Raw genomic sequence first — 14,960 nt, forward strand, 5'->3', positions numbered from 1 at the left:
GCGAGCGTCGTCTTGCCCGACCCGGACTCTCCGACGAGTGCGAGGGTGCTGCCCCGGGGGATGTCGAACGAGACTCCCTTGAGCACCCTGCGGGCCGCCGCGCCGTGGCTTGCTCGACGGTGAGATCCTCGACGCGCAGCAGCGGGGCGGCCGTCTGCGGGTCCGGTGCGGCGGCGGTTGCTGTGGCGGACATCAGCGGCTCCCCTCCGCGGCCGGGGGGCGGTCGGCTTTGCCGGAAAGGTCGTCCGAGGGCGTGGTCGCCCCGCTCGGAGCGGCGTTCGGTGCGTGCTCTCGGCGTGCCGGCCGGAAGCCCTCGTACTGGATGTACTTGAGTTTTCGGCCGGTGCGGCGAGAAGTGCGTGCCGGGCGTCGTGACGGGGCGAACGTTGCCTGGTTCGGGCACTAGTTCCTCAAGATGCGCCACCGGTTGTCGGCAGTGCCGTCGTCCGAGTCCTGGACCGCGAACGCACCGACGGCGGTGGAGTTGTTCTCGATGGCGAGCAGCTTGCCGCTGTTCTCGTTGCGGATCTTGTAGGTCCCGTCTCCCTGGTCGAGCAGTATCCATCTGTGGTCGGCGGTGCCGTTGTCCGTCCATTGCAGGACGGTCGCGTCGTCTGCCGTGGACATGTCCAAGACGCCGAGCACCTTGCCGCTGTTGGCGTTGCGGAAGCGGACCTTGTCTCTGTCGGGGATCATTTGCCAGTCGTGGTCCGCTGTGCCCGAGTCACGCCACTGCAGAGCGCGGCCACCGTTGACCGTGGACATGTTCTGGATGCCCAGCACGAGACCACTGGCCACGTTGACCAGACGGACGGTGCCGCTGGTGTTCCAGTAGACGGTGTAGTTGTGGCCGTGCGCGTCGTGGAACGGGCCCAGATTGACGGTGGAGCCGTTTGCGGTGGCGGTGAAGGCGAGCGAACTGCTGCTGGTCCTCCTGATCGAGGACGTGGTCAGCGTCGGGAGGGAGCTGAGCGCGGAGTCGCCGTAGTTGCCGGACAGGACCACCGGGCCGTAGGTGACCGCGACGAGGTTCGGGTTGTCGTTGGCCGCTTTCATGATGACCCGCATGGGCAGGCGGACGGTGACCGTGTCACCGGAGGTCCAGGAGCGGGTCAGTGTGGCGTAGCTGCCGGGCGTGGTGGTGATGTTCTGCGCGACGCCGTTGACGCTGACGGTGGCCCCGGTGGTCCAGCCCGGGATGCGGATGCGCATCGCCCAGGTCCCGCTGACACTGCCGGTGACCTTCAGGGTCGTGGTGTCGCTGGTGGGGTACGACGTGGTCTGGGTGACGGTGATGCCGCGCTCCGACCAGTTGAGCACCGAGGGCACGAACAGGTTGACGATCAGGGTGTCGTCACTGCGGAAGTAGATGGAGTCCATCAGCCTGGTGTTCATCTCCAGGCCCGTGCCCTGGCAGCACCAGAAGGTGCCGTAGTCGGTGCTCCAGGTGCCGCCGCCCACCGCCGGGCCCACACCGCGTCGGGCTCCCGGGTTGAGCGGGGTGAAGTAGGTGACGTGGCCGTGGTCGTCGGCCGGGTTCTGCTGGCCGATCATCTGGTTCAGCCATGCCCGCTCGTAGTAGTCGAACAGCGCGGCCCGGTTCGGGTCCAGCGCGAACAGTTCCCGGGTGAGGCTGAGCATGTTGAAGGTGTTGCAGCTTTCGCAGGTGTCCTTGTTCAGGAAACCGACGATGGCGTTCGGAGCGCGGAAATGCTCCGCCTGGCTGTTGCCGCCGATGGCATAGGTGTGCGCGTTGACGGTGATGTTCCAGGCGTTGGTGGCGATGTCCCGGTAGCGGGTCGTGCCGGTCGCCTTGTACTCCCGCGCGGCCCCGATCCACTTGGGTACCTGGGTGTTGGCGTGCAGTCCGTTGAGCCGGTCCTGGTTGGCCGCCAGGGGGTCGAACACCACGGCGTGGTCGAACCGCCGGGCGACAGTGAGCCACCGCGCGTCGCCTGTCTGCTGGTAGAGATCGGTCAGTACGGCGTTCATGCCGCCGAACTCGGTTTGCAGCGTGGCCTGCATCTGCTCGCTGGTCAGCCGGCCGGTGCGCAGGTCGACCCATCCCGCCAGGGCGAGCAGCACGTCCCGGGCCTGCGTGCTGCCGATGTGGCGCCATACGTCCAGCAGGCCCATGAGGGTCTTGTGGATGGTGTAGTACGGCACGCCCTTCGGGGTCCCCTGCTCGAGAGCGGTGAAGTCGGACTCGGGGAGGCCGGAGAGGTACCCGGCGTTGAAACCGGCGGCGCTGTTGTTGGCCTGGCACTTGGCCAACTCCGCGACCATGTAGGTGGCCTTGTCCCGGCACGTGGTGTCCCCGGTCACCGCGTACAGCTGCGCCCATGCCGTGAGGAAGTGCCCTTGGACGTGGCTGCGGAAGGCGAAGTTCGGTGCCTCCCAGCCGCCGGTGGCGACCGCGCCGTTGGTGGACAGCTTGTGGTTGGCACGGAAGTTGTACAGCAGCCGGTCGACATCGACGAACCGCAGGTAGTTCTGCGTGCGGTTCTGGTTGTCCAGCCACCGGCTCGCGGTGAGCCGGACCTGGCCGAGTTCGAAGGGGTGCGCCAAGACCCCGATGTCGGCCCTTGCGGGAGGGACGGCCGCCTGGGCGGGAGATGCGCCAATGAAGGACCCGGTGGCAGAGGCGGCTACGGTGGCCCCGGCCAGTTGCAGGAGGCGCCGTCTGCTGACAGAGGAAGACATTGTGCACCTTTCGATACGGCAGAGCGACTGCTTGAACTTTTGATGTGCCGGCTCACACGTCCGACGGTCGGACGCGGCGCGTCACGGCTTTGCGTGCTGCCGACGTGGCGGCCCTACGGCCGACAGACCGACGGCACCTCCCTCATTGCGTTCGACATTTCAAACGTCGTCCGAAATATAGAACAAGGTCGGCGCCGACGCATTGGATGGAATTAACGGATATGAACGCTGCCCCTGTCTAGCCTTGCGGCACAAAATCCTTGGTCCACCTCCGGATGAGCGTCCGACCGGCACCGTGGCAGCCCAGCCATACATGGAATGCACCCAGGCCTGGGCCAACATGCCGACGTCATGGGGCCCGGCACCCGCGTCTGCCGCGCTGCCGTCGGTGACCGACTCCCCCGCTCGAACCACCCGACAGGCCAGGTCCGGGACTCGGGCCACCCGAGTTAACGCCGTTGGCCAGACAGATCGTTCGAGGGCTACGGGCGTCGGGTGTATTGACGCAACCTCTTTTCGTCCGGGTCGTCAGGCTCCCAGCGCCCGATCACGACTTCCCACGAGCTGTCGTTGTCGCCGGGTTCCGGCGCTTGCACCGTCAGGTAGAAGCCGTCAGAGTCGTACGGCTCCGCATAGAGTTGGCAGCTGGGGTCGTCCAGGGAAGCCCACATGGCGTCACTCTGGGAGTGCGCCGTGACCAGAACCCGGAGGTGGGAGACGACTTCCGCCCGCTCCTTCGCAGCGAGTCCTCCCTCACGACGATCGAGCTGCTCGCGTGTCTCGTTGCTCAGCGTCTCCAGTCCGTCGTCCTGCTGCACGAAGGGATGACCGAACTCCCGGTGACGCTCGACCTCCGGCTCATCCTCCGAGGAAGTACCCGTGAAATCGGCGAGTCCGGCGCGCAAATGGTATTGCTCCACCTCCAGTTCGAAACGGATCGCGCCGCTGACCGTGTCAGGCAAAGCGCATCTCAGTGCGTTATGGCAAAGGGAGTCCCTGTTCGATGAGCAGGGGCTTCTTCGTGTGCGGGGCTTGATCGCGACGGAGTAGGGGCAGGCAGCGGAGGGCTTGTTGTGGATCGAGGAGGGTGCGATGCCGTCGGTGCTGGGGTTGATGGAGCAGCGTGAGGCGCGGGCGAGGCAGGATCTGGAGTCCTGGACGGAGGTTCTGGAGCAGGTTCAGGCGGAGGTGGATGCCGCGCGGGAGCGAGTCGAGCGGGCCCGGGTGGGGCATGAGGAGCTCGTGTCGGTGCTGGCGGAGGAGAGCACGGTTGATACGCCGGTTTCCGTGCCTTCGGGTGGCGAGGTGGTGACCGCTGCCGGAGCGAGCGGCTTGGGCGTGGTGCATGGCGAGAGGCCGCCGGTGTGGCGGTCGGGCATGGGCGAGTAGGTGCTCAGCGGCCTGTATCGGGAGGTATTCGCCGCTGTGGTGGCCGCTGCGGGGCCGGTGAACGGGGTGGAGCTGACGCGGGCGGTGGGCTGGGAGGCGGAGATCAAGAACGAGGTGGAGAAGATCCGTCACCGTGCCTACGTGCTGGAGAAGCGGGGCTGGCTGGTGCGGGCGAACGACGGACCGTTCATGTCCGCGCCCGGGGCAGTCGTCCGGGACGTTTCTCCGGCCAGCGCGGAGCGTCTTCGGTCAGGCGCCGGGACAGCCTGATCACGGCGGCCCACCACACCATCGCCGCGTGGTGGTCGGGGCGGCGTTCGTGGTCGCGGTTGAGGCCGCGTGAGCAGGAGAGCCAGCTCAGCGTGTGCTCCACCACCCACCTGCGGGCCAGTACGACAAATCCGCGTTGCCCGTCGGAGCGGCGCACGACCTCGACGCGCACTCCGTGGAGGGCGAACGCCTTCGCCAGCGCCGGACCCTGGTCAAAGTCGCCGGCGTTTCGGTCGGCAACGATAAATCGAGTATTCGTGAGGGTGCCGGGCGGAGGTCAGTCGAGTCGAGTGCCTTCCGTGTCTGGAAGGAGACGCAGTTCCGTGGCGAGCAGCTCACCAGAGCACCCTTGGAGAATGCGGCAGGGACTGGACCTGAGACCAAGCTTGGGTGGGCATTCTGCCTGTACAGGCAGGCGGGCGGGGGTTACTTGGCGAAGAAGGAGCGGTTTGCGGTAAGCCCCGGGGGGAATGCGTCCCGGCCATCGGGAACGATGGGCTGACGTCAGTCGGGCGGCTCCTCGACCTCCAACCGTTGCGGACTGTCGACGGATTTCTCCGGATAACGCCTTGGCTGTCGGTGACAGTGTTGTTCGAGTCCCCCGGTGCGGATGGCGACCCAGTGGCAGCCCCTGCTGTCAGGTTATTACGCCTTCAGGATAAGTGGCGTAGCGGTCGCCCTGCCGAACAACCGTCATTTCGCGCCATGTTTCCGCCACGTATGCCGAAACCATGCGTCTCGGTGTGAACTCGGCGAGAGCGAGGTGCCTTGACGTCGCGGCCTTAAATGATGCACACGATCATGCCTTGACCGATTCGGTGGTCGGCATCTAGCGTCACGGCAGACGATGGCTTGGGAACCGCACGAGGACGCTGCGGGAACTGGCTGCGGAGACACGGGGGAAGAATCCAATGAACGACCGTCCGGGGCGGGATCGGCCGGTCGCCGCAGGGCTTATGCCCTGTCGGCGTCATGATGGACAGCACATATCGCTGGGCCCTGAGTGTCCGCGAGACGGCCGCGCCCTTGACCGGCCAGGCTCGATCACGGTTCGGGTCTGAGGCGTGGGCGGACACGACGAGACAGTTCTGCTGCGGCGCTTGGTGGAGACCGCGTCAGTCACCGGTCACGAGGACCAGCTTGCTCGTCAACTGGTCGACGACATGGCAGCGTTGGGTTTCCGGGCCCATCGTGACGCCGTCGGCAACGCGGTCGGCGAGCTGGGGAAACCGGGTGGGCCGCTTATCCTGCTCCTCGGCCACCTCGACACAGTGCCCGGTGATCTGCCCGTCTTCGAACGCGACGGCAAGCTGTACGGCCGCGGGACGGTGGACGCCAAGGGCCCACTCGCGACCATGGTGTGGGCGGCACTGCGCGCCTCGACACGCTGCGACGCCCACCTGATGGTGGTCGGCGCCGTCGGAGAGGAGGGCTGCTCGCCCGGTGCACACCATCTGTGCCGTACGACAAAGCCGGACGTCGTCGTGATCGGTGAGCCGAGCGGCCTGGGCACCGTGGTGATCGGATACAAGGGCATCCTGCGCTTAGCCGTTGACATTGCCCGTCCCGGTTCGCACACGAGCTCACCCGGGCCGAGAGCGGTGGAGGTCGCGGCGGAGTACTGGGAGGCGGTGCGGCGGCGACTCGCGGCGGACCCTGCCGCACAAACCGCATTCGACCGAGCGATCCCCGCGCTGGTCGCGCTCAACGGCGATCTGCTGCGCGCCAGGGTCGAGATGTCCTGCCGGATTCCGGTCGGCTTCGACCGGAACGGGTTCGTGAGCTGGTTAGGCGAGTTGGCCGGCTCGGACTCGCTCAGCGTCATCGAGAGCCTCCCGGCGGTCCGGACGCCGCGTACCGACCCGGTAGTGGCGGCGCTCCGAGCGGGAATCCGGCAGCATGCCGGATTGCCGTCCTCCAAGGTGAAGCTCGGCACCTCCGACATGAACGTCGTCGGCCCGGTATGGAACGTCCCGATCGCCGCGTACGGCCCGGGAGACTCCCGCCTCGACCACACGGACGAGGAGCACCTGGACCTGGCCGAGTACATGACCGCGATCGACGTACTGACCACCGCCATCGAGGAGTTGGCCGCCGAGCTGACCACGGGACGGCGTTCGTCGCGAGCTGCCGCCGGTACCTACCGGGAGACAGCCCTGTGAACCCGAACGGCGGTGCGCCGGATCTGCCTCCGCGCCTGGCCGTGATCGCGTCCCGAATCGCGGTGGAGGAGAAGCGCATCCTCGGCGAGCTCGACCGGCGGCGCGTCCCGTACCACGTGCTCGACCCACGGACCGCGGTGTTCCGTCTGGAACAGCTGAAGGCACCCTGGTCGGTGGCGATCACCCGGGAGGTGTCGCATCACCGGAGCCTGACGGTGGCGCGTGTCCTCGAGCACGCGGGTGTCACCGTGGTCAACAGCGCCGCGGCCATCGCGCTGTGCGGCGACAAACTGCTCACCACTCTCACCCTCCAGGCCGCCGGACTGCCCGTCCCACGCTGCATGGTCACCCCCACACCGCAGGCGGCCGTCGACGCCCTCGAAGAGTTCGGCTACCCAGCGGTCGTCAAACCCCTGACCGGTTCCTGGGGCCGCCAGGTGGCCAGACTGGCCGACCGGGACGCCGCCGAGGCGGTTCTCGAACTGCGAGAAGCCCTGCCCGACCCACAGCAGCGGATCACCTACGTGCAGGAGTACGTCGACAAGCCAGGACGCGACATCAGGGGCCTGGTCTTCGGAACCGAGGTGGCCGGCGCCGTCTACCGCACCTCCGCCTCGTGGCGCACCAACACCGCCCTCGACGCCCGCACCGAGCCGTGTCCGCTCACCGCGGAGCTGGAGAGCCTCCTGACCGCCACGGCTGCCGCGATCGGCCCCGGAGTCTACGGAATCGACGTCCTGGAGGACCGTGACGGTCGCCTCCTGGTCAACGAGGTCAACCACACACCGCAGTTCCGCGGCGCCGCCGAGGCCCTCGACGTGGACCTGGCCGGCCGCTACGTGGACTACCTGGTACAGCAAATGGTGAGGAACTGATGTCCATGTCACGGCTGGCAATGTTCGGCGGAACCCGCACCGTGGACGCCGATGCGGGCGCCTCTCCTGCCGCCGTCTGGCCGATCGTCACGGACGCCGAGCGCGAGGCGGTGCTGCGGGTTCTCGACAGCGGCCGCTTCACCTCGGTGGAACGCGGAGAGGTACAGCTCCTGGAGCAGGAGTGGGCGGACTACACCGGCGTACGACACTGCGCCGCCCTTTCGTCCGGCACCGCGGCCATCGAGCTGGCGCTGGTCGCCACGGGCTTGGAGCCGGGCGCCGAAGTCCTCGTCCCTGCCTTGTCCTTCATCGCCACCGCAGCCGCCCCCGCCCTGCGCGGCTTCGTCCCGGTGTACGTGGACGTCGATCCCGTCACGTACACCATCGACCCGGTCGCCGCGGCGGCCGCGATCACCCCGCGCACCCAGGCTGTCCTCGCCGTGCACCTGCATGGGCTGCCCTGCGACATGGACGCGCTGCGGGCGCTGGCCGACCGTCACGGGCTGTTCCTCGTCGAGGACGCGGCCCAGGCACACGGCGCGACGTACCGCGGCCGACAGACGGGAGCGCTCGGTGACGTGGCCGCGTTCAGCCTGAACGCCTCGAAGAACCTGCCCACGAGCGGCGAGGGCGGACTGCTCACCACGGACGACGAGACGCTGTACGAACGGGTCGTGCTGCACCGCCAGTTCGGCGAGGACCTGACGGGACGCGGCGAACGCGCCTACCTCTCGAAGGTGATCGCCGGCAACGCCAAGCTGAGCAGCGTCCAGGCCGCCTTCACCCGCTGTCAACTCGCCCGGCTGACCGAGCGGCACGAGCAGCGCGACCGCAATGTGCGCCGGTTCCTCGCACGGCTGGCCGCACTCAGCGGCATCGTGACACCGCACTGCCCGGACGACCGCACCCACGCCTGGTTCCAGCTGCGGCTGCGCTTCGACAACGAGAAGATGGGCTGCCCCGACGTCACCCCGGGAGCGCTGCGGACCATGGTGCAGCGCGCGCTGCGCGCGGAGGGCGTGCCCGTACGGCCCTACCAGTCGCTGCCCCTTCCCGCCCAGCCCGCGCTGCGTGCCGCCCTCCCGCCCGACCGGCCCTACCGCCCCGAAGACCACCCCACCACGCTCGCCGTGATCGAGGATTCCCTGACGATGCAGCGCTGGCACCTCAACCCGGCGGCCGGGCCGCTCCTGGAGCGCTGCGCCGACGCGTTCGAGAAGGTGTGGGACCAGCTGGAACTCCTACTGCCCGCGGCCCGGTCGATGACGTACCGGCCGCTGTGGCAGACCGAAGTACCGGCGGCACACGCATGACGCGCGTCGACGTCAGCACAGCGGAACTGGCGGAACGCGCGCACCGGGCCCGCGAGGCGGTGCTCGCGATGGGCGCGACCGAGCACGGCACCCACGTCGGCGGCAGCCTGTCGGCGGTCGACATGCTCACCGTGCTCTACGGAGCGGTGCTGCGGCTACGGCCCGACGACCCGGAGTGGCCCGACCGGGACTGGTTCGTGCTGAGCAAGGGGCATGCGAGCGCCGCGCTCTACGCGGTGCTGGCCGAGCACGGTTACTTCCCGCCCGAGGAGTGCCACACCTACGGCCGGCGGCACAGCCGGCTGGCCGGGCACCCCCTGCGCCGGCTGCCCGGCGTGGAGTTCCCCACCGGTTCCCTCGGCCACGGGCTGTCGCTCGCCGCGGGTGTCGCGCTGGCCGCTGCCCGCACCGGCCGGAGCAACCGGGCGTTCGTCCTGCTCGGCGACGGCGAACTACAGGAGGGCTCCAACTGGGAGGCGATCATGTCGGCCGCCCAGCTCGGCCTCGACAACCTCACCGCCCTGGTCGACCGCAACGGCTGGCAGATCAGCGGCCGCACCGAAGAGTCCGTGGGACTGGAGCCGCTCGCCGACCGCTGGCGCCACTTCGGCTGGACGGTGGTCGAGACCGACGGCCACGACCTGGACGCCCTGCGAGCCGTGCTCGGCGCGCTGCCGGCCACGCCGGGCCGGCCCACCGTCGTCCTCGCCAAGACCGTGAAAGGCCGTGGAGTGCCGATCTTCGAAGACCGCAAGAAGAGCCACTATGTGAAGCTCACGCCGCGCCTGCACGAGCGGGCACTGGCGGGACTGCGCGCCCGACGCAGGAACCAGACATGACGGCGGCCGAACAGCGGACCGCACCCGTCGACGACTCCTGGCAGGAGCTGTACACGGGTGCGGCCCGGGACGTCTACCGCCGTACGCTCCTGGAGCTGGCCCACGGCGACGACCGGATCTTCTGCGTCGACTCCGACACGGGCGGCTTCGAGGACGGCTTCGCCGCCGAACTGCCCGCCCAGTACGTCAACGTCGGGATCGCCGAGGCGAACCTGTTCGGCATGTCCGCCGGGCTCGCGGCCGCCGGACTCATCCCGTTCGCCCACACCATGAGCACCTTCGCCACCACCCGGGCCTGTGAGCAGCTGAAGCTCGACGTGGCGGGCAACAACCTGCCCGTCCGCGTGGTCGCCACCCACGGCGGTCTCTCCGCCGGTCACTACGGCCCCTCGCACCACGCCCTACAGGACCTGGCCATCCTGCGCACGCTGCCCCATCTGACGGTGCTCGTACCGGCCGACGCCGGTGAGACGGCCCTGGCCGTGCGCGCCGCCGCCCACCACCCCGGTCCCGTGTACATCCGGCTCGGCCGCAACGCGACACCGCAGGTCCACCGCGAACCGTACGACTTCCGCATCGGCGCCTCGGTGCAGCTGGCGGACGGCGACGACGTGACGGTGGTCGCGACCGGACCGCTCCCCGTCCACTACGCGCTCGTCGCGCGGGACCTCCTCGCCACCCGTGGAGTCTCCGTCCGCGTGGTGAACATGCACACCATCAAGCCCCTCGACCGTGCCGCACTGCTGCGCGCGGCACGGGAGACCGCCGGAATCGTCACCGTCGAGGACCACGTCGTCGTGGGCGGACTCGGCGGCGCGGTCAGCGAGGTGGTGACCGCCGAACACCCCTGCCGGGTACGCCGGGTGGGGGTCGCCGAAGGCTACCTGGACACCGTCGGCAACGAGCGGGAGCTGCTGGAGGACGGAGGCGTGACCGCCGACCGCGTCGTCGCGGAGACGCTGACCCTGCTCGATCCCGCACGGACGGACAAGCCCAACACAAGGAGAAGGTGACATGGCCACAGCCATAGCCCCGTGCCCCAGCTGCGAGAGCGACGTCACGCTCGACGCCGCGCCCCGGCAGAACGAGATCGTCGAGTGCGCCGACTGCGCCAGCGAACTCGAGATCCTCAGCATCGACCCGGTCCTGCTGGCGCTCGCGCCCGAGGTCGAAGAGGACTGGGGTGAATGAGACCCGCGGCCGCGTGATCCGGGCGGGCATCGTCGGCGCGAGCGGCTACATAGGAGGGGAGTTGTGCCGCATCGTGCTCGGCCACCCCCACCTCGAGCTGGTCGCGCCGGTGTCGCGCAGCCGGGCGGGCAAGCGGGTGGACGGAGCCCATCCCAATCTGCGCGGCCTGACCGACCTGACCTTCGTCGACCCGGACGACGCGCCAGACTGCGACGTGCTGTTCCTGGCGACACCGCACCGCGAGACCATGCACATGGTGGCGCGCTGGGCCGGCCGGGCCGGTTGCCTGGTCGACCTCAGCGCCGACTTCCGGCTGCGCGACCCGGCGGCGTACGAGCGGTACTACGGTGCCCCGCACACCGCCCCGGAGCTGCTGGCGGAGTTCGTCCCCGGCCGGCCCGAGCAGTACCGCAAGGAACTCGCCGACGCCGACCGGATCAGCGTGCCCGGCTGCATGGCGACGGCCGCCATCCTGGCCCTCCACCCCCTGGCCGCCGCGGGCCTGGTGGACGACCGGGTCACGGTCGACGGCCGCATCGGGTCCAGCGGCTCGGGCTCCGGCGCCGGACCGATGAACCTGCACGCCGAACGCAGCGGTGCGATGCGGGTGTTCGCGCCCGTCGGCCACCGGCACGAGGCGGAGGTGGCACAGGCGACCGGCCTGACCGTGAGCATGAGCGCGACCGGTGTGGAGGCCGTGCGCGGCGCACAGGTGCTGTGCCGGGCCTCACTCGTCGCCGACGTCCGCGAGGCGGACCTGCGCCGCCTCTACCGCGACCACTACGGTGCCGAGCCGTTCGTTCGCGTGGTAGCCCAGCGGCGCGGGCTGTACCGGCTGCCCGAACCGAAGATCCTCAGCGGATCCAACTTCTGCGACGTGGGCTTCGCTCTCGACGCCGACCGCGGCCAGGTGGTCGCCGTGGCGGCGCTCGACAACCTGGTGAAGGGGGCCGCCGGCAACGCCGTCCAGTGCGTCAACGTCAGGCAGGGCTGGCCGGAGCGGCTGGGGCTGGAGTTCCCCGGGCTGCATCCCCTGTGAGCGCGGATCTGTCCGGCGGGCCGCCGGAGATCGTCGTGATCAAGTGCGGGGGCAGTGGGGCGCTGGACGTCGACCGCCTCTGCGAGGACGTCGCCGAACTGACCGACCAGGGCCGGAACGTGGTCCTGGTGCACGGCGGCTCTGCCGAGATGAGCCGCCTCGCGGAGCAACTCGGCGTACAGCTGCGGCATCTCACCGCGCCCGACGGGGTGGTGACCCGGTACACCGACGCGGCCACCCTCGACGTGCTCACCCTGGCCCTGGCCGGACGGGTCAAACCCGCGCTGGTCACCGCCCTGGACCGGCACGACGTGCCCGCCGTGGGGCTGACCGGCCTCGACGCGGGTCTGCTGCGGGCACGCCGGAAGCAGGCCGTACGGGCGGTCGTGGACGGACGGGTCACCGTCGTCCGCGACGACCGCAGCGGCCGCATCCGCGAGGTGAACGCCGGGCTCCTGCTCGGTCTCCTCGCCGCGGGCGTGGTGCCGGTGGTGTCGCCGCCGGCCCTCGCCGAGGACGGCGAACCGGTCAACACCAACGCGGACCGGGCCGCGGCGGCCGTCGCGGTGGCGCTGCGGGCGCACAGCCTGGTCTTCCTGACGGGAGCGCCCGGTGTGCTCACGGACCCCGCCGACCCGGCCAGCGTGCTGGACACCTACCGGCTGCCGCAGCCTGGCGAACCGGCGCCCGGCTGGGTGCGGGGCGGCATGACCGTCAAACTGGTCGCCGCCCGTGAAGCGCTGCTCGGCGGAGTGCCGCAGGTGTGGATCACCGACGGCGGGGCCGCGCACCCGCTCAAGGTGCTGTCCGGCGACGGCCCGGGCACCAGGGTCACCCTGCCCGAGCCGCCGTCACCGTAGGCGAAGCGCCCCTGCCTCCCGCCACAGCGAGGCCGGGGCGCCCCACCGGGTCGCCTCCATGCGGGCGGCCCGGTAGTGGCGCTGCACCGGGGAGTCGGTGGTGATTCCGGCGGCGCCGTGCACGTGCACCGCGTGCGCGGTGGCCTGGAGGGCGAGTTCGGCCGCGTAGGCCAGTGACTGGGTGGCCCCGACGGCCGCCGACCGGCCGCCGTCAGCGTCCCAGCCGGCCTCGTGCACCAGCAGGCGTACGGCCTCCAGGTGGGCGTACTGCTCGGCCAGTGGGAACGCGACGGCCTGGTTCTCACCGATGCCACGGCCGAACTGCCGACGGTTCGCGGCCCGGCCGACCGCGAGCCGGTGCGCACCGGAGGCGAGGCCGAGCAGATATGCCGCCTGCCGGATGCGGGCGCGCACGAGCAGCGGCGAGGGGATGCCGTCGTGGTGCAGGGGCGGCGACAGCGCGTCCGGCGTGACGTCCTCCAGGCTGAGTCGCCACACCTCGTCCGCCCGCGGTCCGTCGACCGTCAGGCCGGGGGAGCCGACGGCCACCGCCGCGAGCACGGTCCCGTCGCCGTGGCGGGCCGGCACGACGTGGAACGCGGCCTGAGGCGGTACCTCCGGCAGCACGCAGTCACCGCTGAGTCGCAGGCCGTCGCCGGCCGGGGTCGCCACGATGCCGGTGCCGACGGCCAGACCCGCGGTGACCTTGCCGACGCCGATCAGGGCCGGTGACTCGGCCGAGGCGGGTGACCGGAGTCCGGTTCCCGCCTCCTCCACCGACCGGACCAGGTCGGCCAGCAGAGCGCCGGCCCGGTAGGAGTCGGGGGCGGCCCAACGGCCCAGCTCCTCGCACACGGGCACCGCACAGTCCATCCCGAACGCCAACCCGCCGTCCGCGTCGGGCAGTTCCAGCGCGAACACGCCCAGCTCCACGAGGCATGCGTGCACCTCCACCGGATCGAGCCGCCCGCCGGGGCCCACCACCTCGTTCAGCGCGGCCCGCACGGCCCGCGTCAGATCGCGCTGCACGTCATCGTGGACCAGCCGCATGTCACCCCACCCCTTCGGAGGCCCCGGTCGCCGACTCGCCGGCGAGCAGGAAACCGGAGATCGTCTGGAGCATCATCTCCGACGTGCCGCCCGAGAGGGTCAGACCCGGAGCCTCCCGGTAGGCGCCGTCCAGCAGCGCCACCAGGTCCGGCGGGGCGTCGAGACCGTGGCGGGTCGCGGCCCAGCGGGCGACGGTGGCCGCCTGCTCGCTCGCGTACCACTTGGCCGTGGAGGTCTGGAGTTCGTCCAGCTGCCCGCTGTCGGCCGAGCCGATGCAGCGCCAGGCCAGCAGGCGGGCGGCGGCGGTGGCGGCTCCGTGCCGGCCGACGTCGGCCAGCCAGGGCGTGGCCGCCTCCCGTCCCGGGTCCTCGCCCGCGGTGCCGAGGCCCCGGCAGCCGGCCTCGTACCATCGCTCGGCGCGCAGCGCGAAGTCGAAGCCCGTGCGTTCGAGCGGCAGCGCCTCGGCGAGTACCCCCCAGCCGTCGCCGACCCCGCCGACGACGTCGGTCTCGCTGACGCGGACGGCGTTCAGCTCGACGCGGTGGAACTGTTCGTCGGCCATGGTGTCCAGGCGTTCGACGAGGACTCCGGGTGCGTGCATGTCGACGAGGAACAAGGTGAGGCCCTCGTAGCGGGAACCCTCGGTGGAGGTGCGGGCGGCGCACAGCGCGAAGTCCGTCAGGCCGCTCTTGAGATTGAACACCTTGACGCCGTCGATGCGATAGCCGCCGTCGACCGCGACCGCGCGCGTCGTCAGCGCGCTCAGGTCCGAGCCGACCCCGGGTTCGGTGTACAGCACACCCGCGAAGGACCGTCCGGCCGCCAACCGCGGCAGCACCCGCCGCTTCTGCTCCTCGGTGCCGGCCAGCAGCACCAGCTTGCCCACGGTCTGGATGCCGTTGACGAACAGCGTGTCGGGGACGCCCTCGCGCATCATCTCCTCGACGGCGACGGCCGCATGGGCGGCGGTGCGGCCTTGCCCGCCGTAGACGCGGGGCCAGTCCACCCCGAGCAGCCCGCGCTCGCCGAGCAGCCGGTACACGCCGCGCTCGTCGGGCTCACGTTCGCCGCAGTCGCGTAATCGCGCCAACTCGGCCGCCAGGTCGGCGGATTGGAGTTCCGCCCGGACCCGGTCGCGGAAGCCCGACTCGTCTTCGGTATGGCCGAAGTCCATATGTCCCCCCGTGTGTGGACCATATGCGGGGCGTGTCCCGTGGTGAGTGGGCATGCGCCGCCGAAGAGCCTAGTCCATGCGATCGAGATACGTCT

Annotated in this window: 16 protein-coding genes; 10 read left to right on the forward strand and 6 right to left on the reverse strand. The window is 70.2% G+C overall.

What is annotated here, in order from left to right:
- From KUM44_RS47895 to KUM44_RS44470, 3 genes are all read right to left on the reverse strand, one after another.
- Positions 1-86 (reverse strand): ATP-binding cassette domain-containing protein (locus KUM44_RS47895; protein ID WP_374202134.1); only part of this gene is annotated, 86 nt, incomplete at its 3' end.
- 316 nt (positions 87-402) lie between these two features.
- A complete protein-coding gene (locus KUM44_RS44465) occupies positions 403-2,703 on the reverse strand; it encodes a beta-L-arabinofuranosidase domain-containing protein (RefSeq protein ID WP_217215526.1) in 2,301 nt (766 codons plus the stop codon).
- 482 nt (positions 2,704-3,185) lie between these two features.
- Positions 3,186-3,665, reverse strand: coding sequence for a hypothetical protein (locus KUM44_RS44470; protein ID WP_217215527.1), 480 nt, complete (start codon positions 3,663-3,665; stop codon positions 3,186-3,188).
- 130 nt (positions 3,666-3,795) lie between these two features.
- Between KUM44_RS44470 and KUM44_RS44475 the strand changes: the two genes are divergently transcribed.
- Complete coding sequence (locus KUM44_RS44475; protein ID WP_217215529.1) at positions 3,796-4,092, forward strand: hypothetical protein; 297 nt, start codon at positions 3,796-3,798, stop codon at positions 4,090-4,092.
- Positions 4,093-4,362 carry a hypothetical protein gene (locus tag KUM44_RS44480; protein ID WP_217215530.1) on the forward strand — a complete coding sequence of 90 codons (270 nt, stop codon included), beginning with the start codon at positions 4,093-4,095 and terminating at the stop codon, positions 4,360-4,362.
- Here KUM44_RS44480 and KUM44_RS47900 read toward each other — a convergent pair.
- Complete coding sequence (locus KUM44_RS47900) at positions 4,280-4,606, reverse strand: transposase (RefSeq protein ID WP_374202135.1); 327 nt, start codon at positions 4,604-4,606, stop codon at positions 4,280-4,282. The two genes, KUM44_RS44480 and KUM44_RS47900, sit on opposite strands and share 83 nt — an antisense overlap.
- Before the next feature lie 859 nt (positions 4,607-5,465).
- On the opposite strand from KUM44_RS47900, the gene KUM44_RS44490 reads away from it, so the two are divergent.
- Genes KUM44_RS44490 through KUM44_RS44525 form a run of 8 tightly spaced genes read left to right on the forward strand, consistent with a single transcriptional unit; the run spans position 5,466 to position 12,641 of the window.
- Positions 5,466-6,524, forward strand: a complete 1,059-nt coding sequence (locus KUM44_RS44490; protein WP_308402869.1) for a M20/M25/M40 family metallo-hydrolase — start codon at positions 5,466-5,468, stop codon at positions 6,522-6,524.
- The gene (gene lysX, locus KUM44_RS44495) at positions 6,521-7,399 is read left to right on the forward strand and encodes a lysine biosynthesis protein LysX (RefSeq protein ID WP_308402865.1); all 879 of its coding nucleotides are present in this window, start codon (positions 6,521-6,523) and stop codon (positions 7,397-7,399) included. Before KUM44_RS44490 ends, lysX begins: the two co-directional genes overlap by 4 nt.
- A gap of 5 nt (positions 7,400-7,404) precedes the next feature.
- The gene (locus KUM44_RS44500; RefSeq protein WP_254391010.1) at positions 7,405-8,712 is read left to right on the forward strand and encodes a DegT/DnrJ/EryC1/StrS aminotransferase family protein; all 1,308 of its coding nucleotides are present in this window, start codon (positions 7,405-7,407) and stop codon (positions 8,710-8,712) included.
- The gene (locus tag KUM44_RS44505) at positions 8,709-9,551 is read left to right on the forward strand and encodes a transketolase (RefSeq protein ID WP_217215534.1); all 843 of its coding nucleotides are present in this window, start codon (positions 8,709-8,711) and stop codon (positions 9,549-9,551) included. Before KUM44_RS44500 ends, KUM44_RS44505 begins: the two co-directional genes overlap by 4 nt.
- Positions 9,548-10,564, forward strand: coding sequence for a transketolase family protein (locus KUM44_RS44510; RefSeq protein WP_217215536.1), 1,017 nt, complete (start codon positions 9,548-9,550; stop codon positions 10,562-10,564). The genes KUM44_RS44505 and KUM44_RS44510 overlap by 4 nt, the downstream gene beginning before the upstream one ends.
- A gap of 1 nt (position 10,565) precedes the next feature.
- Entirely contained in the window at positions 10,566-10,742 is a 177-nt protein-coding gene (locus KUM44_RS44515; RefSeq protein WP_254391011.1) for a lysine biosynthesis protein LysW, read from the forward strand.
- Positions 10,743-10,755: 13 nt separating this feature from the next.
- The gene (gene argC, locus KUM44_RS44520) at positions 10,756-11,781 is read left to right on the forward strand and encodes an N-acetyl-gamma-glutamyl-phosphate reductase (protein ID WP_217215633.1); all 1,026 of its coding nucleotides are present in this window, start codon (positions 10,756-10,758) and stop codon (positions 11,779-11,781) included.
- Complete coding sequence (locus tag KUM44_RS44525) at positions 11,778-12,641, forward strand: [LysW]-aminoadipate kinase (protein WP_308402866.1); 864 nt, start codon at positions 11,778-11,780, stop codon at positions 12,639-12,641. Before argC ends, KUM44_RS44525 begins: the two co-directional genes overlap by 4 nt.
- Here KUM44_RS44525 and KUM44_RS44530 read toward each other — a convergent pair.
- Both KUM44_RS44530 and KUM44_RS44535 read right to left on the reverse strand, forming a co-directional pair.
- Positions 12,633-13,691 carry an acyl-CoA dehydrogenase family protein gene (locus KUM44_RS44530; protein ID WP_217215538.1) on the reverse strand — a complete coding sequence of 353 codons (1,059 nt, stop codon included), beginning with the start codon at positions 13,689-13,691 and terminating at the stop codon, positions 12,633-12,635. The two genes, KUM44_RS44525 and KUM44_RS44530, sit on opposite strands and share 9 nt — an antisense overlap.
- Position 13,692: 1 nt before the next feature.
- Positions 13,693-14,865, reverse strand: coding sequence for an acyl-CoA dehydrogenase family protein (locus KUM44_RS44535; RefSeq protein ID WP_217215540.1), 1,173 nt, complete (start codon positions 14,863-14,865; stop codon positions 13,693-13,695).
- Positions 14,866-14,960 lie beyond the last annotated feature (95 nt).

The sequence above is a fragment of the Streptomyces sp. AC550_RSS872 genome (assembly GCF_019049285.1).
In the GTDB taxonomy this organism is placed as follows: Bacteria; Actinomycetota; Actinomycetes; order Streptomycetales; family Streptomycetaceae; genus Streptomyces.

What these genes read in the sequence shown, in the direction of transcription:
- KUM44_RS44465 (WP_217215526.1), bottom strand. Translation starts at nt 2,703, where the DNA reads ATGTCTTCCTCTGTCAGCAGACGGCGCCTCCTGCAACTGGCCGGGGCC.
- KUM44_RS44475 (WP_217215529.1), top strand. Translation starts at nt 3,796, where the DNA reads ATGCCGTCGGTGCTGGGGTTGATGGAGCAGCGTGAGGCGCGGGCGAGG.
- KUM44_RS44500 (WP_254391010.1), top strand. Translation starts at nt 7,405, where the DNA reads ATGTCACGGCTGGCAATGTTCGGCGGAACCCGCACCGTGGACGCCGAT.
- KUM44_RS44505 (WP_217215534.1), top strand. Translation starts at nt 8,709, where the DNA reads ATGACGCGCGTCGACGTCAGCACAGCGGAACTGGCGGAACGCGCGCAC.
- KUM44_RS44510 (WP_217215536.1), top strand. Translation starts at nt 9,548, where the DNA reads ATGACGGCGGCCGAACAGCGGACCGCACCCGTCGACGACTCCTGGCAG.
- KUM44_RS44515 (WP_254391011.1), top strand. Translation starts at nt 10,566, where the DNA reads ATGGCCACAGCCATAGCCCCGTGCCCCAGCTGCGAGAGCGACGTCACG.
- KUM44_RS44530 (WP_217215538.1), bottom strand. Translation starts at nt 13,691, where the DNA reads ATGCGGCTGGTCCACGATGACGTGCAGCGCGATCTGACGCGGGCCGTG.
- KUM44_RS44535 (WP_217215540.1), bottom strand. Translation starts at nt 14,865, where the DNA reads ATGGACTTCGGCCATACCGAAGACGAGTCGGGCTTCCGCGACCGGGTC.